Source organism: Yersinia canariae (assembly GCF_009831415.1).
Classification (GTDB): Bacteria; Pseudomonadota; Gammaproteobacteria; order Enterobacterales; family Enterobacteriaceae; genus Yersinia; species Yersinia canariae.
Map to the genome: position 1 here is coordinate 4,622,021 of NZ_CP043727.1, position 23,329 is coordinate 4,645,349.

Genomic DNA, 23,329 nt, shown 5'->3' on the forward strand with positions numbered 1-23,329 from the left:
TTCGCCGGGAAACCTATTCACTTGGAAAAATAAACGGATTAATACTGCTACGGGCAAAACCCTCGCCTTCCATCTTGGCATCAAGAATCAGCGAGGCTAAATCGTCGGCAACCGCTTCGACCAGCGGATCTTTTTCCTGATACAAGATTTTCAGGTAAGTGCCACAATCACCACAGCTTTCTGCTTTCACGGCGGCTAATTCGGTGTCCAGCGACCAGTAGTTCAAATCACGGGTCTGTTCACAGTTACTGCATTTAATACGCACCACATGCCACTCGCTTTCACACAAGTTGCAATGCAAATAACGCAAACCGTTTTGAGTCCCGATATGTACCACACTGGAGACAGGAATACTGCCACATACCGGGCAGAATTGCCGATGTTCACCATATTCTGCCCGCGCTTTGCCCGGAATTTGGCTCGCCATTTGTGCCCAATACAATGATAGTGCAGCCCAGAGAAAAGGGGCTTTTTCACTGCCAACATTAGCAAATTCGCGATTTAACAGGGCGTCTGCGTACAATTCCAGCTCATGTACTGACGACTTATCCAAATTATCCAGCACCGCCACAATATGATCAGGAGCATCATGGCGTAACTCAGCAATCAATGCTGATAATAGCTTACGCCAGTGATCAGTGCGGGGAAAAACACTCAAATCCAGAGGCGGTTTGCCACTGGCAGCAGATTGCGTCAGCTCAGCCTGCATATCCAACACCAGTGGGTGGTCGTACAGTGCTTTTTGCTGCGCTTGCGTGATCTTAGCTGCAAAATCCAGATAGTCAGCCAGCGGGTTATCCAGCGCTAACTGCTGTAAACGCTCAGTGCGCCGGGTATACAGGCTTTTTAAATTCGCGAAAAGTAACGGCGGGATATTCCCCGCCGTTGTACCTTTTTCGCGCTGCTGCCCAAGTTGATCTTTAGGGACAATGCGAATACTCATCAGGGTTTCTCTTCCTGTTTTTTCTGAAGCTGCCTTTTGGCGCTAACCTCACGATACCAACGCGGGTGGTGTTTTTTAGCCCATGCATCAGGGACCCAACCTTCCACCATCGCGGTAATCGTGCCTTTCACCCACAGGGCGGCATAGATATGCACCATAATCACGATAATCAGCCCTACCGCCGCCAGCGAATGCACCAGCAGAGCCAGGCGAATCAGTGGAATTGGGAAAGAAGGCGCGAAATAAGGCCGCCAAATCACCACGCCACTGGCCAGCAATAACACCAAGCTGATAATAGCAGCCCAGAATACGCATTTCTGCCCAAAATTATAGCGCCCCGTGTCTCCCACTTCCTCATTCATGGCGATTTTATGGATATTTTTAGCCCACTCCAGGTCTTCCTTGTTGATCAAGTTATGTTTCCAGTAACGGAAAAACATGATGAGGAAGGCGGCGAACATAATCACCCCGGCGAAGGGGTGAAGGATACGCGCCAGCTGTGGCGTACCAAAAATATTCATCAGCCAATTAAATGACGGGAAGAAGAACCCCAGACCACTGATGGCCGCTAATATGAAACAAAAAGCCACTATCCAGTGGTTGATTCGCTCCGGCGCACTGTAGCGCTGGATCCGTTTTTCTTTTTTCATTTCCGCGTCTCCCCGTCGTCTGAGTGTTCAGCGGTGGTTGGCTCAGGAGCCTTGGATGCCGTATCGGAAGGCGTGGAATCCGGTTTATCGTCTTCATCCTCTTCTTCCTCAACCCGGTTCGGGCCGACGCCCACGTAGTGGAAAATACTGGCAGCAAAGGTCGCAGCAAAGCCGATCGCCGCCAGTGGTTTCCAGATACCTTTCCAGAAGGTGACCGTCGGGCTGATAGTTGGGTTCTCCGGCAATCCATGATAAAGCTGAGGTTTATCAGCATGATGCAGAACATACATCACGTGGGTGCCCCCAACGCCTGCTGGGTCGTATAACCCGGCGTTATCAAAGCCACGCGTTTTCAGCTCAGCAACCCGGCCAGCGGCCACTTCTTTCATCGACTCTTTGGTACCAAAATGAATGGCCCCGGTCGGGCAGGTTTTCACACAAGCAGGTTCCTGACCAACACCAACACGATCGACGCACAGAGTACATTTGTACACCCGATTATCGTCTTTGTTCATGCGCGGCACATCAAACGGGCAACCGGCGATGCAATAACCACAACCGATACAGTGCTCTGACTGAAAGTCGACGATACCATTCGCATACTGAATGATAGCGCCCTCTGACGGACAGGCTTTCAAGCAGCCCGGATCAGCGCAATGCATGCAGCCATCCTTGCGGATCAGCCACTCCAGTTTGCCACTCTCTTCGTCTTCCACTTCAGAAAAACGCATTACCGTCCATGACTTAGCGGTTAAATCGGCAGGGTTATCATATACCCCGACGTTATGACCCACTTCATCACGAATATCGTTCCACTCCGAACAGGCCACCTGACAGGCTTTGCAGCCGATACAGGTGGTGACGTCGATAAGCTTGGCCACCTCTTGTTGGTGGTTACGATCCTGTGGCGGCGGCGTAAGGGAGTTGGTGCCAGAGCGCCGGATAATGTCTTGAGTTTGCAGTGACATAGGTTCTCTCCGTTACACCTTTTCCACGTTGACCAGGAACGCCTTGAACTCTGGCGTTTGCGTATTAGCATCACCGACAAACGGTGTCAGGGTGTTGGCAATAAAGCCTTTTTTCGCCACCCCTTCGTAACCCCAGTGGATCGGGATACCAATAGTGTCAACTTCCTGCCCATGAACATTCAGCGTACGAATACGTTTGGTCACCACTGCCTTGGCTTTGATGTAGCCGCGGTTAGAGCTGACTTTCACGGTATCGCCCTGCTTAATGCCCTTTTTCGCTGCCAGTTTTTCGCCAATTTCCACAAACTGTTCTGGCTGGGCGATAGCATTGAGCAACGCATGCTTAGTCCAGTAATGGAAATGCTCGGTCAGACGATAAGTGGTGCCGACATACGGGAACTGCACATGAGAACCCATTGCAGCCAAATCGTCTTTAAAGACGCGCGCGGCGGGGTTGGAAACCACATTCGGATGCAGTGGGTTAGTCCCCAACGGCGTTTCGAATGGCTCATAGTGTTCCGGGAACGGCCCTTCTGCCATTTTATCAATAGCAAACAGACGGCCCATGCCCTCAGGTTGCATAATGAATGGCCCGACATCACTTCCCGGTGCTGCGGCACTGTAATCAGGGATATCAACGCCACCCCATTTGGTGCCATCCCACTCCAGCAACTGGCGTTTCGGATCCCAAGGTTTACCTTGTGGGTCAGCGGACGCGCGGTTGTACAGAATGCGGCGGTTAAGCGGCCATGCCCATGCCCAGCCCAGCGTATTGCCAAGGCCTGATGGATCAGCATTATCGCGCCGTGCCATCTGGTTGCCCGCCGGTGTCCAGCTACCGGCGAATATCCAACAGCCACTGGCGGTGGTGCCGTCATCGCGCAGGTGAGCAAAGGTGCTGAGCTGCTCGCCTTTTTTGACCAGAATTTTACCATCGGCATCGGTGATATCAGCCAGTGCTTTACCATTACTTTCCTGTGCCACTTCTTCTGGCTCTGGATTGTCTGGCGTCAGGTAATCCCAGGTCATATTGAGCACCTGTTCTGGCACGGCACCACCTTCCCGGCGGTACATATCACGTAGACGACTAAAGATGCCCGCCAAAATAGCGCCATCGTTCAATGCTTCGCCCGGCGCATCGGCTCCTTTCCAGTGCCATTGCAGCCAGCGGCTGGAGTTAACGATTGAGCCGTTTTCCTCAGCAAAACAACTGGATGGCAAGCGGAACACCTCAGTTTGAATTTTCGATGGATCGACATCGTTAAATTCACCGTGGTTTTGCCAGAAATTCGAGGTTTCCGTATTGAGCGGGTCAATAGTTATCAGGAATTTCAGTTTCGACAGTGATGCGACTACTTTGTTTTTGTTCGGGAACGACGCGACCGGGTTAAAGCCCTGGCAAATATAGCCATTCACTTTACCCTGCGACATCATCTCGAAATACTGCAATACGTCGTAGCCTTTATCCCACTTCGGCAACCAGTCGTAGCCCCAGCCATTCTCTTTCTGGGCATTGTCACCGTAGAAACTTTTCATCAGGCTGACGAAGAATTTCGGGTAATTACTCCAGTAGTTAACCTGGCCCGGCAACAGAGTTTTCGGCGTATTGGCCTTCAGGTAAGTCTCAATATCTGGCTGTTTTTCAGACGGCAGGTTCAGGTAACCCGGCAAGCTTTGCGACAGCAAGCCAAGGTCAGTTAAGCCCTGAATATTAGAATGGCCGCGCAAGGCGTTAATTCCGCCCCCCGCCATCCCCATATTGCCGAGCAGCAACTGGATCATCGCCATCGTACGGATGTTCTGCGCGCCAACCGAGTGCTGTGTCCAGCCCAGTGCATATAGGAATGTGGCGGTTTTATTGGACACACTGGTTTCTGCGAGATATTCGCAAACCTGCAAGAAATCTTCTTTTGGCGTGCCGCAAATGTTGGAAACCACATCTGGCGTATAACGGCTGACGTGTTCTTTCAGCAAATTCCACACACAGCGTGGGTCTTGCAGTGTGACATCGCGTTTGGCAAAGCCGTTTTCATCCAGCTGGTAATTCCAGGTGGTTTTATCGTATTTGCGATTTTCGGCGTCATAACCACTGAATAAACCGTCATCGAAGGTAAAGTCTTCCCGCACCAGCAAGCTGGCGTTGGTATAAGCTTCGACGTATTCGCGGTTAATTTTGTTGTTGGTCATCAGATACAACAACACGCCGGACAGGAACGCAATATCGCTACCGGAGCGGATTGGCGTATAGAAATCAGCCACCGATGCAGTACGAGTAAAGCGTGGGTCTATCACCAGCAACTTAGCATTGTTGTGGATTTTGGCTTCCATCGCCCAGCGGAACCCCACCGGATGCGCTTCTGCCGCATTACCGCCCATGACGATAATTAAGTCTGCGTTCTTGATGTCAACCCAGTGGTTTGTCATCGCACCGCGACCAAATGTTGGAGCAAGACTTGCTACCGTTGGTCCGTGTCAGACACGTGCTTGGTTGTCTACGGCAAGCATGCCGAGAGCGCGACTAAATTTTTGGGTCAGATAACCCGTCTCATTACTGGATGCAGAAGCACACAGCATACCGGTACTCAGCCAACGGTTGACGGTCACGCCCGCATCGTTGGTCTTAATGAAATTAGCGTCCCGGTCTTCTTTCATCAGCTTGGCAATGCGGTCAAATGCATCATTCCAAGTGATTCGCTGCCATTTGTCTGAACCTGGCGCGCGGTATTCTGGGTATTTCAAGCGGCTTTCGCTGTGGATAAAATCTACCAGCCCGGCACCTTTAGGGCACAATGCACCCCGGTTTACCGGATGATCTGGATCCCCTTCAATGTGGAAAATACTCTCTTTGGCGTTTTTAGCACCATCGCCGAGGCTATACATCAAAAGCCCGCAACCGACGGAGCAATATGTGCAGGTATTCCGCGTTTCACGGGCGCGCAGCAATTTATAATTGCGCGTTTCCGCCAGCGCCACTGACGGCGTAAAGCCGAGTGCCGCGACCGTGGTTCCTGCCATACCGCCAGCGCAGATCTTAAAGAACTGCCTTCTGCTGACCTGCATGGGTCTCTCCTTCATCTCACGATTGTCACAATGTTTAAATTTAAAATTCAGATCTCGCTTCCTTCAACAAAACCAGAAGCGTTAAAATCGCTTTCGCGATATCACCTTTATCGGTGTGGGATACATTCCTGTATAAATGGAATTATACCCATACCATTCTTAATGTGAATGTTACCACATTGTGATTATGGGTTATAACTTTCAGGGCCGCATAGTGAGCCAGATCAAACCTTCAGATATTGACCTTTCCACCGGAATTTGCGGTGCCAGACAACTTAACGTGCTACAGCGCCATCAAATGGCGGAGCCGCAATTAGATTGGCTGGCAGAAGAAGTGCCGGTAGCACTGGTGTACAACGGCATTTCTCATGTCGTGATGATGGCCACCCCTAAAGATTTAGACGCTTTCGCGCTGGGGTTTTCGTTATCAGAAGGGATTATTGTTGCGCCACAAGAAATCTATGCCATTGATGTCACCCCCGGCTGTAATGGCATAGAGGTTAACATTGAGCTATCCAGCCGCCGCTTTGCTGGCTTAAAAGAGCGCCGTCGAGCTATGGCCGGCCGCACTGGCTGTGGCGTCTGCGGTATTGAGCAACTGGATGATATCTTCCGCCCAATCACCCCCTTGCCGTTCACGCAAACCTTTGATCTCAATAATTTGGATGGCGCACTCGCACAGCTCAAACAAGTGCAAACTGTGGGCCAACTGACCGGCTGCACCCATGCTGCCGCCTGGATAAATCGTCAGGGGGAATTATTGGGAGGTTGTGAAGATGTCGGCCGCCATGTGGCACTGGATAAATTGCTCGGAGTTCGGGCTAAACAGCCGTGGGAGCAAGGCGCTGTGCTGGTTTCCAGCCGTGCCAGCTATGAGATGGTACAGAAAACGGCCATGTGCGGGGCCGAAATTTTATTTGCTGTTTCTGCTGCAACAACCTTAGCTGTGGAAGTCGCCGAGCGCTGTAATCTCACCTTGGTTGGCTTCAGCAAGCCCGGTCGGGCAACAGTGTATACTCATCCGCAACGGATTAGGGAATAGAAAAACCACACAATAAGTACGGCATTGATAATCATTTTCAATATCATTTAATTAACTATAATGATCGGAATGCTTACGCGGTGCTTACTTTTTTTTGTGCCGCCCTACACCTACGGAGACGATGATTATGAGTTACTCACTGCCATCACTGCCTTATGCTTATGACGCCCTGGAACCACACTTCGATAAGCAGACGATGGAAATCCATCACACCAAACACCACCAAACCTATGTTAACAATGCAAACACGGTGTTGGAGAGCTTCCCTGAGCTGGCTAAACTGAGTGTTGAAGATCTGATCAAAGATCTGGACAAAGTCCCAGCTGAAAAACGCACCTTTATGCGTAATAACGCCGGCGGCCATGCTAACCACAGCCTGTTCTGGAAAGGCCTGAAACTGGGTACCACTCTGACCGGTGACCTGAAAGCCGCTATCGAGCGCGATTTTGGCAGTGTTGACAGCTTCAAAGAAAAATTTGAGCAAGCTGCGGCAACACGTTTCGGTTCAGGCTGGGCTTGGCTGGTACTGAAAGACGACGGCAAACTGGCTGTTGTTTCCACCGCTAACCAAGACAGCCCGCTGATGGGCGAAGCCGTTTCTGGCGCATCAGGCTTCCCGATTGTTGGCCTGGATGTGTGGGAACATGCTTACTATCTGAAATTCCAAAACCGCCGCCCAGACTACATCAAAGCATTCTGGAACGTCGTTAACTGGGACGAAGCAGCAGCGCGTTTCGCTCAAGCTAAGTAATTAACCCGCACCCTTATCACGCCTTAAATGGCACGGTATCGGGATTGAATCAATGCCAGCAAGATAACCCTTGCTGGCATTTTTTATTGTTAAAGTTTAACCAAATCCTGCCGATAGTTTGTTCAAGAGAGATATGGGTATTTATGGCATTAATCTCTGGGCTATGACTCAAAAAATGACGCCATAAAAACGTTAGGGAAAGCACTCTTGCCAAGGCTGCCCCACATACCGCCAGTTCCTCGAAATCCTCTAATAATTAGACCTTCCCAAACTCACCTACGCTGATTGATTTGCAGCAAAAACACCGCATAACGGAGAAGAACATGGCAGCATTTAGCAAAGTTTTTGGTAACTTTGAGAACGTGAAAGTCGGTAAAAAGCTCGGATTAAGCTTTTTCCTGATGTTGTTGTTGGTTGGCATTATCGCTGGTACCACCGCATATCATTTCTCCGTTATTGAAGAGCATGCTTATAAAGTCGACTTGAGCTACAAAATTAATGATGAAGCCAATCAGGCAAAATATAACCGTGCGCTATATGAACGCACCTATGACCTGAAATACATCAAAGAAAACTCTGAGCATATCAATAAGATAAAAGCCTTACTCTCTCAAAGTAGTGAGCTTGGCTGGTCAGAAGATAATCGTAAAACGATCAGCAACATTGCCGATGTAGTAGAAGAGTATCTGCAACAACAAGCTAATTTTGTCAACGCAGTGGCCCATAAGGACGACGTGCGCAAAAGTTGGAATATCTCTGAAACTCAGAAGAACCTCAACGAATTACAACAAAGCTTGCTCAATGAGGGCGCGGATACCAACACCCAAATTCTACTGGCAGAAATGAACCAAAAGTTAATGACCGTGCGCTATAACGCGCGTGGCTTATTGTTGGATCGCAATCAGGATGCAGAATCTTCATTAATAACGTCTATCAATATTGCTAACAGTGCCGCAAATGCTTTCATGCCCGTGTTATCAGCCGAACAGCAAAAGCTTTTAGCGCCGGTTATCTCCAGCCTCAGCAGCTATAAAGACAACGTGTTGGCGTATTTACCGGCTTATCAGCAAGAGTTGGAAGTCGGTAAAGTAATGGAATCTAGTGCCAATGAGTTGAATAAGTTGGCAACCCATCTGTTCACCCAAGAGCTACAAGGCACCCACGACGAAATCAATAATGCGCAATTGCAGTTAGCCATTACTGTCATTGCCGCCCTGCTATTTGGGTTGTTAATTTCATGGCGCATGACCCGCCAAATTACCGTGCCACTGCGAACCACACTCGCCATGGCTGAGCGCATTGCAACGGGTGATTTAACCGCAGCAACTACTTCGACCCGAACTGATGAATTGGGTCTGCTGATGAATGCTGTTGCCCGGATGAATGAAAATCTGCGCGCCATGATTGACGAAATTCGTATTGGCGTCAGTCAGGTATCTCATGCCTCCGGTGAGATTGCCGCAGGCAATACCGATTTATCATCCCGTACTGAACAGCAAGCTGCGGCAGTAGAAGAAACCGCGGCCAGTATGGAGCAATTAAATGCCACGGTTAAACAGAATGCCGATAATGCCCACCATGCTAATCAGCTCGCGACAGAGGCATCACAAACCGCACAGCAAGGTGGCAAGCTGGTTAATGATGTCGTACGCACCATGAATGATATTTCTGGTAGCTCTAAACGGATTTCTGAAATCACCTCGGTGATTAACAGCATTGCTTTCCAGACTAATATTCTGGCCTTGAATGCGGCGGTTGAAGCGGCTCGTGCTGGTGAGCAAGGCCGTGGCTTTGCCGTGGTGGCCAGCGAAGTGCGTAATCTGGCACAACGCAGTGCGCAAGCAGCGAAAGAAATTGAGGGGTTGATCGGCGAGTCAGTATCTCAAGTGAATGCCGGGACATCGCTGGTACAAAATGCAGGTCAAACGATGGAAGATATTGTCCGCTCAGTTACTCATGTGCGCGATATCATGGCAGAAATTGCCTCGGCCTCCGATGAGCAAAGCCGTGGTATCACACAAGTCAGCCAGGCTATTTCGGAAATGGACAGCACCACTCAACAAAATGCCGCATTAGTGGAAGAGTCCGCCGCCGCCGCCGATTCACTGGCGGAACAAGCTATCTTACTGGCGCAAGCTGTGGCGGTGTTCCGCCTGTCCGAAGCGGAAACTGAGTCTGTTCAGAGCAATACAACTGCCCCGCGGATAACCCCACCTCGCGCAGCACCAGAAACCCATCGTACCCAACAGCAGGATAACTGGGAAACCTTCTGATTCTGCGTTAAACCTTGGAACCCTGCCGTCAGGCAGGGTATTCTGAGCCTCCGAGCTGAGCACAGACAAGGAGAGCAGATGAAATATCTACAGGTTTATATCGGCAAAATTGAGCCTTACAGCGGCAGTTCCCCCAGTGCCATTGGCAAACGTCAGGTGCAAGGCGGCATTATGCTCACGCCTCTCGGATTGGAGGGGGATGAACAGGCCGAAACTCGCTTCCACGGCGGCCCAGACCGGGCGTTATGTCATTATCCCCGTGAGCATTACACTCACTGGGCCCAGCAATTCCCTGAACAGGCTGATATTTTCTCTGCCCCAGCTTATGGTGAAAACATATCAACCCTCGGCATGACCGAGAAAAATGTATTTATGGGGGATATCTATCGCTGGGGAGATGCAATCATTCAGGTGACTCAACCGCGCTCACCTTGCTACAAACTCAACTTCCATTTTGCTATCGAGGATATGTCAGTGCTGATGCAGCAAATCGGCTACTGCGGTTGGTTGTATCGGGTAATTTCACCCGGCAAAGTCAGTGAAAACCATCCTTTGACACTATTAGCACGGACCAGTGATATCTCCGTATCTGAAGCCATTGCCATTGCCTGGCACATGCCGTTCGATGAAGAACAGTATCGCCGCTTATTGGCAGTATCCGGGCTATCGGCCAGTTGGAGCAAAACCATGCTGACGCGTCTTGCGCAAGGAAAGATAGAAGATTTCAATCGGCGATTGCTGGGGAATATCTAGGAATTAAGATAATTGATTAACAATTTTGAAAAACAAACCGGGTAGCGGGCATGCCATCCACCCGGATTGTTCAAAGCCGTTAATCAGAACGCTTTTGGGGCGTAACCGGTCACTTCTTTCAAGCCCATTTCACGGCCTAATGCAGTCATTGGGTGAACAACCACAATACCGCGCACCGCTTTCTTCAAAGAGCCCATATCGGCTTGCTCTTTCTTGGTAATGGCACGGCTAAAGGGCAGTTGAGCCAGTTTCTGGGCTTCAGCACTCAGGTTTTTAACCCGCACCTCTTTCAAACGCTGAATTTCAGCCGCCAGCTTCTCTTTTTCTTTCATATGCTGAGCGATCAAATCCATATTACCCTGCTGGATAACAATTGGATCTTTATGATTCAGCGCATCCAGCATGTCGCTTAGACGTTTAATTTCTGCATGTTCTTTCATAGTATTGGCCCGTACATGCCTCTAATGGGCACGATATTTCGCTAAAGTTGGAGATAGAATAGCACTGATTGTGCATCAAGATGGATAGTGTATCAGGATGCATCTCTTTCAGCAGCAGCCTCCTGTACTGGCAGCCACTGCATTCCAGCGGGTAAGCCACTAATTTCACATGCAACCGCCCCCAACCGCTCCAATGCTCCGGTATAACGGCTATTGAACGGATAACAGCAGGACAGGCGAAATGCATTGCGATAACGGCCACTGGGCGAATAAAGCGTCCCCGGAGTTAGACAAATCTGCTCTTGCAACATTTGATGGAACAGTGCGACGGTGTCAACGCTATCAGGGAATTCCACCCAAAAGACAAATCCGCCCGCTGGCTGTGTCACTGTGGTTCCCCGTGGGAAGTTGTGGGTTATCAGTTGTTGGGCTTGCTGGACTTGCTGCGCATAACGGCGGCGCAAGCTACGCAGATGGTGGTCATAGCCGCCAGATTCAAGGAACAGTGCCAGAGTCTCCGACAACAACATCGGCTCCGCCATCGACGACACCGCTTTTAGCTTGTGCAATGCTTCTGCGAAGCGCCCCCCGTCAATCCAGCCAACACGGAAATCCGGTGCCAGCGTTTTGGTAAAACTAGAGCAAAACAGCACCCAGCCGTCACGATCGAAGGCTTTAACTGCTGGCGACAGAGTCGAGCCAAATTGAATTTCGGCATATAACCCATCTTCAATTAATGGCACTTGATGATCGTTCATCAACTGTGCCAGCCGTTTTTTCGCGGCGAGTGGCATGGTATAGCCCAAAGGATTCTGCACCGTCGGCATAGCAATCAGTGCATTTAAACGCCCCTCTTCAAGCAACAACTCCAATACATCCAATGAGATACCTTGCTGCGGGTCTGTCGGGATCTCCACAGCTTTCAACCCGAGGCTAGCCAATAAGGGCATCAGATAGAAATAAGTCGGCGACTCCAGCCCGACACAATCCCCCGGTTTGGTGGTCACCCGTAGCGCCAATTGCAGCGCCTCCATACACCCGTGGGTAATGGTGATATCCGCCGGATCGGCCAACATCCCTAACGTCATAGCACGGCGAGCGATTTGCTGGCGCAGCCGCTGGCTACCGGGTGGTAAAGAATATTGACTGATTAATTGTGGTTCACGGCGCAATAAGGAAGCCATGATGCGGCCCAGTTTAGCACTTGGATAAAAATCGCCGGTCTGCGGGCAGGCCAGCGAGATGTTAGTAAAGCGCGAGTTTTGTTGCGCAGCAAACACTGTATCAATCAAATCCAGCACTTCATCCACCGGTTTGCCCACGGTGGCCGTTGGCACCACGGCGGTTGACGGGCTACAAACATAAAAACCCGACTGCGGACGGGCCTCAATCAGGCCGCGGTCTTCCAGTGTGCGATACGCGGCCACCACGGTATTGATGCTCACCTGGTGGCTCTGCGCGTAACCCCGCACCGAGGGCAGGCGGCTACCCGCCAAGAGACTGCCATTTTTAATGGCTTGCGCCAAATTGTCGGCCACTTGTAAGTAGCGAATTTCGTTCATAACAAGGGACATGGTGACAGTTCTCCGCTGGATGAATGGGTACAGTTTGGCGCTATCAGAACTGTACCCATAACAATAGATAACTTCTGCTTCTGACGCCATCACGGATTGATGTTTATGCTGAATCTCTTGATAACATTAATAGGATTGCCCCCATGCTAGACAGCGCTTTTATCAGTTACGTCACCGTCATGTCGATAACCCCTGGCCCTAACAACCTGCTATTGGCTGCCTCTGGTGTCAATTTTGGTTTACGCCGTACTTTCCCGATGATGTTGGGAATTACTTTTGGTTGTGCGCTGCAATGCGCATTAATGACCACATTGCTAGCCTTGGTTCTCAGTTGGGTGGGAGTTGTTCGCCTGCCATTAGTCACATTGGGTGGCGGTTATCTACTGTGGCTATCCTGGAAAATATTTCATTCCGGCACCCCTAATGCCCGGGATAGCGAGCACCCCATGGGATTTATTCAGGGGGCATTGTTTCAAGCAATTAACCCAAAAGCATGGCTGATGGCAATGAATGTCGCCATCTTATTCACCCCACGCGAAGGGGCGACACTGAGCCATACACTGATGATTGTGGGCGGCTTCGCTTTATTAAATCTGCCGTGTGTGGCGGTTTGGGCGGTGATGGGCGATCAGTTGCGTCATGCGCTGCGAGTCAATTGGAAATTACGGCTATTTAATGGTGTGATGGGCGGTTTGATGGCAATAACCGCATTGTGGCTGTTGGCTGATGAATGGCTAAGTGCCATGGCGTGATTCAAGCGTGGCCGAGTGGGGAGAGCTTGGAGACTTGTTTCTGACTGATGCGGGAGAGCAATTCAGTTATCGATAACACCATAGTTGAGCGCACCATTTGCTGATAACGCTGGCGTTGCATGGCAATCAGCGAAGCATCTGCTTCATCCGGGCGTAAAAATGTCGGCACCGGCGGCAGCTCAGCCACACAATGCAATTCACCAAATGGCCCGAGAATTTCGTCATCGGTAAAACGATACTCGGTGCCATCGTGATTCAGCTCTTCACGCAGCGCCATTAATAGCTCAGCATCTTCATATTCATGGCGGGTAATCACCCCCAAGGCATAAACCAACTTCAGCCGGACAGATAACTCCCCCAGCGGCCCATCCCCCACTAGCAATGGCTCCACGGCATACTTCACCGCATAGTCATCTTTACGAAAAACCTGCACCACGAGAATGTTCAACGCCTCTGCCAATAATTCGACAGCAGCCATCAAGAAACTCCGAACGGTCTTGCCCGCGTTCAGATGTTCAAGTACCCGATTCTCAAATGCCTGTGTTTTCTCAATCATCGTTTGTCACTGGGGTGGTTGCTGATTATCAGGCTATCAAAGGATAAATACCGCGCAATCTGACACGGTATTTATCCCCGTCATACTTCAAGCCGCATGTGCGTTGGCTACATTCAATCACCCGAATCACTGACTACAGTAAGCTCATCGGGATTCTCTGCTTGCCGCCTTCCTGCAACTCGAACTATTTAGGGTATATCCCCTAACAAAACGGAATTAGTGCGTCAGCTTGTCCTGCATGGCGTTATACACACTCACCGCCTGTTCCACAACCTCGCTATCAGCTGGCAGACCGGAAATTTGAGCAAGGGTGGCTTTCGGCCCCAATTTAGCCAGTAATTCAACCAATTCCTGTGCTTGCGGATCCTGCTCGCTGCGATAACTCATCGCGGCAGCAATGCCGGTCACCAGATTATTGTGCGGCAACTGATATTCCAGTGTCCCCAACAGCGGTTTGATCAAACGGTCACCGGCGCTGAGTTTACGCAGCGGCTGACGGCCAACACGCTCAACATCATCATGCAGGTAAGGGTTTTCAAAACGGGAGAGAATTTTATTGATGTAAGCAGCATGTTTTTGTGGATCAAAAGCATAGCGTTTAATCAGTACCGCACCGCTCTCTTCCATCGCGCCTTTCACCGTCTGGCGAACAGCAGGGTCTAAGATGGCATCACGAATAGTTTGGTGACCGGCAAGCTGGCCCAAATAAGCCGTAATGGCATGCCCAGTATTCAGAGTGAAGAGTTTGCGCTCGACAAAAGCCATCAGGTTATCAGTCAGTTCCATCCCAGCGATTTGTGGTGGCTGCCCTTTAAACTGAGTGCCATCGACAATCCACTCGCTGAATGTTTCTACCGTCACCGCCAGAATATCCGTACTGCCCGCTTCTGATGGCGGCACAATCCGGTCGACGGCAGAATCAACAAAACCAACATGTTGCTCAACCCATGCTTGCTCATTCTCTGGCAAAGCTGCAAAAACATGCTGTTTTAACTGGCTGGTGCCACGGACCATATTCTCACAAGCAATAATATTCAGCGGACGAGTGTTGCCTTGTTGATGACGAGCAATCAAACCTTGTGCCACGGTGCCAGCAATACGGGCCAGAATTTGTGGGCCAACTGCGGTAGTGACAATATCAGCATCAGCAATCAGTGCCACAACTTCTGGGCTACCACTGTTAACTGCGCTAACATTTTTCACTTCTTCAACACGCGCTTGCTCACCCACAACATTAACCTGATAACTATTACGCTTATTCAGCTCATCCAACAGCGGCTGATTAACATCTGCGAAAGTGAGTTTTGCACCGGCATCAGCAAGAAGTTTACCAATGAAGCCCCGGCCAATATTACCTGCGCCAAAATGTAATGCTTTCATGTTTTTTACCTTTTGCTGTAAAAGGGCCGTTTACTCCCAACGGCCCTATTCAGTTATGACTGGGCGACTTTTACCACCCAGTTACTTTTACCGCCAAGCTATTTTTTACCGCCCAATAAATCCAGCACTTCTTGTACGCTAGTCGTGTTGCTTAAACGCTCAATGACTGAATCGTCATCTAACGCATTGGTCAGGCTGGTAATTACCTGGATGTGCTCATTGTTACGAGCAGCAATACCAATGACCAGACGAGCCACTTCGTCTTCTTCTTCACCAAAACGCACACCTTCAGGATATTGGCAGAACACCACACCTGTTTTCAGTACACGGTCTTTAGCTTCAATGGTGCCGTGTGGCACGGCGATAGATTCGCCCAGATAAGTGGAAGTCAGTTTTTCACGTTCCAACATGGCTTCAACATATTCTGGCTCGACATAACCGCCTTTCACTAACTGCTCACCGGCAAAGCGAATGGCCTGCTCTTTCGTCACCGCATGTTGATTGAGGAAAATATTCGCCGCACTCAACTTGAACAGATTGGCTTCAGATGGCTCAAAGCTATCATCCAGCGTTTCGATGACTTTCTGGGTTTTCTCCGTCGCATTACCCGCTTCAACTAAACGAGTCGTCAGGTTGGTATACAACTGGCTGTCCAAGAAGTTAGTCAGCGAAATATGCTGCGCTTGTGGTGCATGACGCATGGCTCGCTCGGTCAAATCACGGTGAGTGATAACCAAATCAACATCTTCTGGCAGGTTATTGATAGCGCAGTTAGTGACCGAGATGTACTTCAGACCCGCATCTTGGACTTTCTTGCGCAACACCCCTGCCCCCATCGCGCTAGAACCCATACCGGCATCACAGGCTACGATGATTTTACGAACAGTGCTCAAATCACCAGCAGCAGCGGCTGCATTGGCGGCTTGTGCGCCTTTAGATTGAGCTTTCATGTCTTGCATGCGACGGGTTGCATCTTCCAGGCTGTCTTCTTCGTCATCTTTCACTTTAGAGGTTTTCAGCAAGATAGCTGACACCACGAAAGACACAGCAAAAGCAGCTGTTACCGCAGCAATGTTGGCAAAGTATGCGCCTTTCGGTGTCATCGCCAATACCGCCAAGATAGAACCAGGAGAAGCTGGAGATACCAGGCCGCCATTCAGCACAGTCAGAGTGAACACACCGGTCATACCGCCCAGAATCACCGCCAGCAATAAGCGTGGGTTCATCAGAACGTATGGGAAATAGATTTCGTGGATACCACCGAAGAAGTGGATGATAGCCGCGCCGCCAGCAGATTGTTTGGCATTACCTTTACCGAAGAACATATAAGCCATCAATACACCTAAACCTGGGCCTGGGTTAGCTTCGATCAGGAAGAAGATAGACTTACCGGTTTCAGTGGCCTGCTGGATACCCAGAGGTGAGAAGATACCGTGGTTGATGGCGTTATTCAGGAACAGGATTTTGGCCGGTTCAACAAAGATTGACGTCAATGGCAGCAGGTTATTCGCAACCATGATGTGCACGCCTTTAGCCAGCACATGAGACAATACTTCAACCAATGGGCCAATCGCCATAAAGGCCAGAATAGCCAACAACATACCGATAATACCGGCTGAGAAGTTGTTAACCAGCATCTCAAAGCCGCTTTTGATTTTACCTTCAACCCAACGGTCAAAGTGTTTGATTGCCCAGCCACCTAATGGGCCTGCAATCATGGCGCCGAGGAACATTGGCATATCCGCACCAACGATAACCCCCATGGTGGTGATAGCACCGACCACACCACCACGATCACCCCCCACCAAACGGCCACCGGTAAAACCGATCAGCAGTGGTAACAGGTAGGTGATCATCGGGCCAACCAGTTTGGCTAGCGTTTCATTTGGCAACCAACCGGTTGGGATAAACAGTGCGGTGATAATACCCCAGGCGATAAATGCGCCGATATTGGGCATAACCATGTTACTGAGGAATCGGCCAAAATTTTGAATTCTGACCTTTGCGTCTGGTGAAAACATAAAACACCCCTATTGGTACGCGCTAACAATAAGAGCGCGATATAATTGTTTTGTTGAGGCAGTTCTGCAAAACCCGCCGGTGTTATCGAATACAAACACGCTGTATGCAAAACAAACTCTAGCATGCTCTTTTACTCACGCGTAGCTCACCCATTTTATGTGACACAAATCACACACAAACCCCCATCATAGGGGTGTATTTGTTGATCAAGATCACACTATTGAGGTGTAAGAAAGCCACGGCGGAGAATTTTTAAGCTAAAAATGACCAATATAGTGATATATGTCACATTTTTATGGTGGCCATTTGTTTTGAAAATGTGATGTTAATCACAAGTTATTTTTGCTCGCGGAAGCAGGATGAGACATTCACCTATCCAATACATCGACATTGAGCCGCTGACTGATAAATGTGTAATAAAACAACACTGGTAAATGTGGATGTGTGATTTTTAGTTTCGGCTGAGATTCTTTCGATGACGAGGGCATATCGAGTTAGTGTTTCGGTTGATAAACGCTCAGTAGCACTTTACCTCTGCGGCCTCAACCGGGCAGGAGGGCAAACTCAGAAGATCCAAAGGGATTACGCGCTTGTAACCCCTTTGGCGGTTGGTTGAGGTATCGGAAGCAAAGTGAGCACAAATTTCATGTCAAATGCAGCGATCAATCAACCTAAACCATCACTGCATGACACTCATGACACTCTTTTGTGCTGCCATCATCGCCGGGTACTTGGCGACCAGATTAGCCATCATCGCGTTATATTGTGCCGCTTGTTGTGCAGTTTGGAATTGAACACCACCATTATTGAAGGTGACTTGAGTCCCCTGCTGTTGCAGGAAGTCCCCAACCTGCGCCAGATCCTGCACAAAGCCAGAAACAACCGGAACGGCCGGAATCAACACATTGGTCGGCTGAGTGACCACGTTATCAAAGACTTTATTAAACACGACTTTCAGATCGTCGGGCTGCTTCAGCGCGGCCACCGCTGTATCTGCCTGTGTTTTGGCGGTGCGAATCTGCTGTACTAACAGGTTTAAAGCCCCTGCGGACTGCTGTAATGCATCGCGCTTATTGAGATAGTCCTGTGCGGTGCGAATCTCATTGATTTGCGCAATAGCGGGCGTCAAGCTGGCATCTACAGATTTACTCAGTTGCTGTGAAAAAGTCACTAAAATCGCGTAATCGCTGACATAAGGACCAAACTTTTGCTTTTGATCTTCACTCAGTGTTGGCAGTTTCATCCCACTGCGCATCACGGTGTTTTGTAGATAATCAATAAAAGCCTTACGTTGTTCTGGCTCTTTATCCCCGCAGGCGGTCAATTGGAACACCACCAGTAACGCCAGGAATGGCGCTAACCAACGCGAATATCGGGTCATATTCAGTGCAAAAGTCATGTGAAACTACTCCTGTAATAAGTACTTATTTTCACAAAATTCTATTCTTATCGCCCAACTCCAGCGTTAAGAATAGCTAAGGGGAGCGCAATACGCTCCCCTATTGCCGATCGAGTACAGGATTACTGCAACAGCGAAATATCAGCAACCTGTAAGAACAGCTCGCGTAACTTGCTCAACAATGTCAGTCGGTTAACCCGCACGGCATCGTCTTCATCCATCACCATTACGCTGTCAAAGAACTCATCGACCGTTTCCCGCAGAGTCGCTAACTGTACCAAGGCTTCTTGGTATTGACCCGCAGCAAACACCGGCTCCAGTTTATCGCGCAATACCACCAAATGTGTGGCCAGTTTCAGCTCAGCAGGCTCTTTTAACACCGAGGCACGAACATGGTCATTCAGCTTATCCGTGGACTTGGCCAGAATATTCGACACACGTTTATTGGCAGCAGCCAATGCCGCCGCGGCATCCAGAGTCCGGAAATAGGTCACCGCCTTCACCCGTGCATCAAAATCAGCCGGTTTGGTTGGTCGGCGAGCCAGAACCGCCTGAATGGTATCGACGCTATGACCTTCATCCTGATACCAGGCACGGAAGCGGCCCAGCATAAATTCAATCACTTCATCGACCACTTTGGTGTTGGTCAGCTTACTGCCATACAGGCGCACAGCCTCTTCGGTCAGCGTTTGCAGGTCCAGCGGCAAATTCTTCTCAACAATAATACGCAATACACCCAACGCCGCGCGGCGCAGAGCGAATGGGTCTTTATCGCCTTTCGGATGTTGGCCTATACCGAAAATACCGGCCAATGTGTCCATTTTATCGGCAATGGCCAATGCGCACGCAACCGGATTTGACGGCAAATTATCGCCCGCAAAACGTGGCTGATATTGCTCATTCAGTGCGACAGCAACGTCTTCAGCTTCACCGTCGTGACGGGCGTAGTGCATCCCCATCACACCTTGGGTGTCAGTGAATTCGAACACCATATTGGTCATCAGGTCACACTTGGACAGCAAACCTGCACGAGTAGCATGGTTAACATCCGCACCAATCTGTGCCGCAACCCAACCGGCTAGCGCCTGAATACGATCAGTTTTATCACGCAGGGTGCCCAGTTGCTGTTGGAACAGCACGGTTTCCAGACGCGGTAGATTGTCTTCAAGACGTTTTTTACGGTCAGTATTAAAGAAGAACTCAGCATCCGCCAGACGTGGACGCACCACTTTCTCGTTGCCCGAAATAATCTGCTGAGGATCTTTCGATTCAATATTGGCAACAAAGATAAAGTTTGGCAGCAAGTTACCGGCCGTGTCGTAAACCGGGAAATACTTCTGGTCACCTTTCATGGTATATACCAGCGCTTCCGCAGGAACAGCCAAGAATTTTTCTTCAAATTTGGCGGTCAACACCACCGGCCACTCGACCAATGACGCCACTTCTTCCAGCAAGCTTTCACTCAGATCCGCAACACCGCCAATCTCCTGCGCGGCTAACTCTGCATCACGCTTAATGATAGCTTTGCGTAATTCATAGTCAGCGATAACTTTGCCGCGCTCCAGCAAGACTTGTGGATATTGATCAGCATTATCGAGAGTGAATTCTGCTTCACCCATAAAGCGGTGACCACGAATTACACGGTCTGAATCGATACCCAACACGGTGCCAGGAATAACTTCAGAGCCTAACAACATTGTCACGGTATGAACCGGGCGAACAAATTGGGTTTCTTTATCACCCCAACGCATCAGTTTAGGAATAGGCAGTTTGCTCAGGGCGGTATTGACCATCCCTGCCAGCAATAATTGTGCTGATTGCCCTTTTACATGAGCGCGATACAGCAGCCATTCGCCTTTATCAGTAACCAAGCGCTCCGCCTGATCCACAGTAATACCACAGCCCCGCGCCCAACCTTCGGCTGCTTTGCTTGGTTTACCTTCCGCATCAAATGCTTGCGCGATTGCGGGGCCGCGTTTTTCGACTTCACGATCAGCCTGAGCAGCACTTAAATTGATAACTTTTAATGCTAAACGGCGTGGTGCGGCATACCAAATAACCTCACCATGAGGCAAATTGGCGCTATCAAGTTCAGCCGTAAAATTGGCAGCAAAAGATTCGGCCAGAGAACGAAGAGCCTTCGGCGGCAGCTCTTCCGTGCCGATTTCCACCAGGAAAGTCTGTTGAGTCATGACAGCCTCTTAGTTCTGATTCTTTTTGCACATAGGGAAGCCCAATGCCTCGCGGGAAGCATAATAAGCTTCGGCGACAGCTTTGGTCAGCGTACGAATGCGCAGAATATAACGCTGACGCTCAGTCACCGAGATGGCTTTACGGGCGTCGAGCAGGTTAAACGTGTGGCCAGCCTTCAGAATGCGTTCATAAGCGGGCAGTGGTAGCGGAACTTCCAGCGCCAGCAGTGACTGAGCTTCTTTCTCATACTGCTCAAAGCAGGAGAACAGGAAGTCCACATCAGCGTATTCAAAGTTATAGGTGGATTGCTCCACTTCATTTTGATGATAAATATCGCCGTAAGTGGTTTTACCCAGAGGGCCGTCGCACCAAATCAGGTCATAAACACTGTCAACGCCCTGAATGTACATCGCCAAACGTTCCAGACCATAGGTTATCTCGCCGGTGACCGGTTTACATTCCAAACCGCCCACTTGCTGGAAGTAAGTGAACTGAGTCACTTCCATCCCATTTAGCCACACTTCCCAACCCAGACCCCAGGCACCCAATGTTGGGTTTTCCCAGTTATCTTCGACAAAGCGAATGTCGTGAATCAGTGGGTCAAGGCCCAGCTCTTTCAATGAACCTAAATAGAGTTCCTGAATGTTGTCGGGTGAAGGCTTGATAATCACCTGGAACTGATAATAGTGTTGCAGGCGGTTTGGGTTCTCACCGTAACGACCATCGGTCGGGCGGCGTGAAGGTTGTACATAAGCGGCAGCGATTGGCTCTGGGCCAAGTGCACGCAGGCAGGTCATTGGGTGGGAGGTACCCGCGCCGACTTCCATGTCCAGTGGTTGAACAATGGTGCAGCCTTGGCGCGCCCAATAGTCCTGTAAGGTCAGGATCAGGCCCTGAAAGGTCTTGGTATCAAACTTTTGCATGTTGGATTCGCACGCGATACAAGTGGATTAAAATGGAATGGGCCAGTATACCCGTTGACCGTAAGATATACAGCCAGAATCCGGCAAGATGTATGAATCAGGGTGAATTTGTTGATTAATTTGGCTAATAAATGGCGGTAATGGGAGAGTCAGAGCCGCACTCATCAAAGGAAAATAAGCATATTTTCAACAAAATCTGATGAGATGCGCTCTGATACGGCTAACGACAACAAGTCCTTTCACTACTATTCCCCGGCATGATTCAAGGGGGTGGGCAACCAATCCAACAGCTCCACATGATGGGAGGCGCGGCCATGGCAATGTGAGCACAGCCGAAGTAGATGCCCAGACCGAATGTATAGATTACGGGAAATCTCAGAATTTTTTGCTTAGATTGCATAATATACACTCCTATATTAACAAGTAACTCGCGAAATTTAGATAACCATGCTGAATTGATCAATTATTGACCAATAATTGTCTGCGTCAAGTTTCTGTCCAAATATAGAATGAGTCAGTTGCTTATCACCGACCGAACAGCGATTATCCCATGCCATGAATTGCATAAAGGAATGAGCCAGATGGCTATAGAACGCTGTGGCTGGGTCACGTCAGATCCACTCTATATTGCTTATCACGATAAAGAATGGGGCATCCCTCAGAGAAATAATCAAATGCTGTTTGAGATGCTTTGCCTGGAAGGCCAACAAGCCGGGCTTTCATGGATAACCGTGTTGAAAAAACGAGAAAACTACCGCAAGTGTTTCCATAATTTTGATCCAGTTCGTGTGGCAAAAATGGGATCTAAAGAGGTAGAAACATTGGTGTTGGACAGCAGTATTATCCGGCATCGAGGTAAAATTCAGGCCATCATCACCAATGCCCAGGCCTATCTGGCCATGGAGGCTAACGGTGAAGATTTTTCCGAGTTTATCTGGAGCTTTGTTGATGGCACGCCAAAGGTAAATCATTGGTGGAGTCTGGCCGAAGCCCCCGCAACAACACCAATCTCAGACGTCATGTCTAAGGCATTGAAGAAAAAAGGATTTAAATTTATCGGCTCCACTATTTGCTATGCTTTTATGCAAGCGACCGGACTGGTGAATGACCATATGTGCAATTGCTTCTGTCATCCGGATAACGCCGATAAATGATCCGCACAGCCCAGCCGGAAGATCTGGATGCGCTAATGCAATTGTGGCTGACCAGTACAATTGCAGCACACCCTTTTATTGCCGAGCAATACTGGCACGAGAGCGCCCCGCTGGTACGAAATACCTATCTTCCCGCGGCGCGCACTTGGGTATATTTACCACAAGATATTCACCAGCCAGTAGCTGATGGGGGCAATACCATCGCTGGCTTTATTAGTATCCTCGAAGAACAACTGGTAGGCGCGCTGTTTGTTGATCAACCCTATTACGGCAAAGGGGTTGGCAAAATGCTGATGAATTATGTTCAGCAGCACTATAGCGCGCTAACTCTGGAGGTTTATCAACAAAACCGCCGGGCTTATCACTTTTATCGCCAGCAAGGTTTTATTGTTGCTGAGCGCGCCCATAATGCGGAAACAAAAAGTGTTATTTTAACAATGCAATGGCAACGACCATAAGTATATAAATTCTGCCAATACCACCTAACGCTTATATT

General features: G+C 49.5%; 19 protein-coding genes. 7 read left to right on the forward strand and 12 right to left on the reverse strand.

Annotation, left to right across the window (positions count from 1 at the left end; genetic code table 11):
- Window positions 1-13: 13 nt before the first annotated feature.
- From fdhE to fdnG, 4 genes are read right to left on the reverse strand one after another with little or no spacing between them, the layout of a single operon-like run.
- Window positions 14-943: a formate dehydrogenase accessory protein FdhE gene (gene fdhE / locus F0T03_RS21090; RefSeq protein WP_159680536.1), complete on the reverse strand. Its 930-nt coding sequence runs from the start codon at window positions 941-943 to the stop codon at window positions 14-16.
- Window positions 943-1,593 carry a formate dehydrogenase cytochrome b556 subunit gene (fdoI, locus tag F0T03_RS21095; RefSeq protein WP_025376459.1) on the reverse strand — a complete coding sequence of 217 codons (651 nt, stop codon included), beginning with the start codon at window positions 1,591-1,593 and terminating at the stop codon, window positions 943-945. Before fdoI ends, fdhE begins: the two co-directional genes overlap by 1 nt.
- Window positions 1,590-2,561 (reverse strand): formate dehydrogenase subunit beta, encoded by a 972-nt coding sequence (fdxH, locus tag F0T03_RS21100; protein WP_145555290.1) that lies wholly within the window; start codon window positions 2,559-2,561, stop codon window positions 1,590-1,592. The genes fdoI and fdxH overlap by 4 nt, the downstream gene beginning before the upstream one ends.
- Before the next feature lie 12 nt (window positions 2,562-2,573).
- A complete protein-coding gene (fdnG, locus tag F0T03_RS21105) occupies window positions 2,574-5,621 on the reverse strand; it encodes a formate dehydrogenase-N subunit alpha (protein WP_159680538.1) in 3,048 nt (1,015 codons plus the stop codon).
- A gap of 187 nt (window positions 5,622-5,808) precedes the next feature.
- Between fdnG and fdhD the strand changes: the two genes are divergently transcribed.
- The 4 genes from fdhD to yiiM all read left to right on the forward strand — a co-directional run bounded on the left by fdhD (window position 5,809) and on the right by yiiM (window position 10,440).
- Window positions 5,809-6,663 carry a formate dehydrogenase accessory sulfurtransferase FdhD gene (gene fdhD, locus F0T03_RS21110; RefSeq protein WP_162526997.1) on the forward strand — a complete coding sequence of 285 codons (855 nt, stop codon included), beginning with the start codon at window positions 5,809-5,811 and terminating at the stop codon, window positions 6,661-6,663.
- Window positions 6,664-6,790: 127 nt separating this feature from the next.
- A complete protein-coding gene (sodA, locus tag F0T03_RS21115; RefSeq protein ID WP_050099416.1) occupies window positions 6,791-7,414 on the forward strand; it encodes a superoxide dismutase [Mn] in 624 nt (207 codons plus the stop codon).
- A 323-nt stretch (window positions 7,415-7,737) separates the two neighbouring features.
- The gene (locus F0T03_RS21120) at window positions 7,738-9,687 is read left to right on the forward strand and encodes a methyl-accepting chemotaxis protein (RefSeq protein ID WP_145555293.1); all 1,950 of its coding nucleotides are present in this window, start codon (window positions 7,738-7,740) and stop codon (window positions 9,685-9,687) included.
- A gap of 78 nt (window positions 9,688-9,765) precedes the next feature.
- The gene (yiiM, locus tag F0T03_RS21125) at window positions 9,766-10,440 is read left to right on the forward strand and encodes a 6-hydroxyaminopurine reductase (protein ID WP_145555294.1); all 675 of its coding nucleotides are present in this window, start codon (window positions 9,766-9,768) and stop codon (window positions 10,438-10,440) included.
- An 83-nt stretch (window positions 10,441-10,523) separates the two neighbouring features.
- Here yiiM and F0T03_RS21130 read toward each other — a convergent pair whose 3' ends face one another.
- Together F0T03_RS21130 and F0T03_RS21135 are read right to left on the reverse strand one after the other, a co-directional pair.
- Complete coding sequence (locus F0T03_RS21130; protein WP_145555295.1) at window positions 10,524-10,880, reverse strand: YibL family ribosome-associated protein; 357 nt, start codon at window positions 10,878-10,880, stop codon at window positions 10,524-10,526.
- Between the two features lie 92 nt (window positions 10,881-10,972).
- Complete coding sequence (locus F0T03_RS21135; protein WP_159680542.1) at window positions 10,973-12,454, reverse strand: aminotransferase-like domain-containing protein; 1,482 nt, start codon at window positions 12,452-12,454, stop codon at window positions 10,973-10,975.
- 143 nt (window positions 12,455-12,597) lie between these two features.
- Here F0T03_RS21135 and F0T03_RS21140 point away from each other — a divergent pair, with 143 nt between their 5' ends.
- Window positions 12,598-13,206, forward strand: coding sequence for a LysE family translocator (locus F0T03_RS21140; RefSeq protein ID WP_162526998.1), 609 nt, complete (start codon window positions 12,598-12,600; stop codon window positions 13,204-13,206).
- A gap of 1 nt (window position 13,207) precedes the next feature.
- On the opposite strand, the gene F0T03_RS21145 is transcribed toward F0T03_RS21140, so the two are convergent.
- The 6 genes from F0T03_RS21145 to glyQ form a co-directional block, all read right to left on the reverse strand.
- On the reverse strand, window positions 13,208-13,762 hold the full coding sequence (locus F0T03_RS21145; protein ID WP_019212698.1) for an MltR family transcriptional regulator: 555 nt from the start codon (window positions 13,760-13,762) through the stop codon (window positions 13,208-13,210).
- Window positions 13,763-13,978: 216 nt separating this feature from the next.
- Complete coding sequence (locus F0T03_RS21150; protein WP_145555297.1) at window positions 13,979-15,142, reverse strand: mannitol-1-phosphate 5-dehydrogenase; 1,164 nt, start codon at window positions 15,140-15,142, stop codon at window positions 13,979-13,981.
- A gap of 98 nt (window positions 15,143-15,240) precedes the next feature.
- On the reverse strand, window positions 15,241-17,163 hold the full coding sequence (locus F0T03_RS21155; RefSeq protein WP_145555298.1) for a PTS mannitol transporter subunit IICBA: 1,923 nt from the start codon (window positions 17,161-17,163) through the stop codon (window positions 15,241-15,243).
- A gap of 680 nt (window positions 17,164-17,843) precedes the next feature.
- Window positions 17,844-18,563 carry a DUF3053 domain-containing protein gene (locus tag F0T03_RS21160; protein ID WP_159680544.1) on the reverse strand — a complete coding sequence of 240 codons (720 nt, stop codon included), beginning with the start codon at window positions 18,561-18,563 and terminating at the stop codon, window positions 17,844-17,846.
- Window positions 18,564-18,685: 122 nt separating this feature from the next.
- On the reverse strand, window positions 18,686-20,755 hold the full coding sequence (gene glyS, locus F0T03_RS21165) for a glycine--tRNA ligase subunit beta (RefSeq protein ID WP_159680546.1): 2,070 nt from the start codon (window positions 20,753-20,755) through the stop codon (window positions 18,686-18,688).
- Window positions 20,756-20,764: 9 nt separating this feature from the next.
- Window positions 20,765-21,679, reverse strand: coding sequence for a glycine--tRNA ligase subunit alpha (gene glyQ / locus F0T03_RS21170; RefSeq protein ID WP_004393008.1), 915 nt, complete (start codon window positions 21,677-21,679; stop codon window positions 20,765-20,767).
- Window positions 21,680-22,260: 581 nt separating this feature from the next.
- On the opposite strand from glyQ, the gene F0T03_RS21175 reads away from it, so the two are divergent.
- Together F0T03_RS21175 and F0T03_RS21180 are read left to right on the forward strand one after the other, a co-directional pair.
- Window positions 22,261-22,833 (forward strand): DNA-3-methyladenine glycosylase I, encoded by a 573-nt coding sequence (locus tag F0T03_RS21175; RefSeq protein ID WP_159680548.1) that lies wholly within the window; start codon window positions 22,261-22,263, stop codon window positions 22,831-22,833.
- Window positions 22,830-23,291: an N-acetyltransferase gene (locus F0T03_RS21180; protein ID WP_145555302.1), complete on the forward strand. Its 462-nt coding sequence runs from the start codon at window positions 22,830-22,832 to the stop codon at window positions 23,289-23,291. The genes F0T03_RS21175 and F0T03_RS21180 overlap by 4 nt, the downstream gene beginning before the upstream one ends.
- Window positions 23,292-23,329 lie beyond the last annotated feature (38 nt).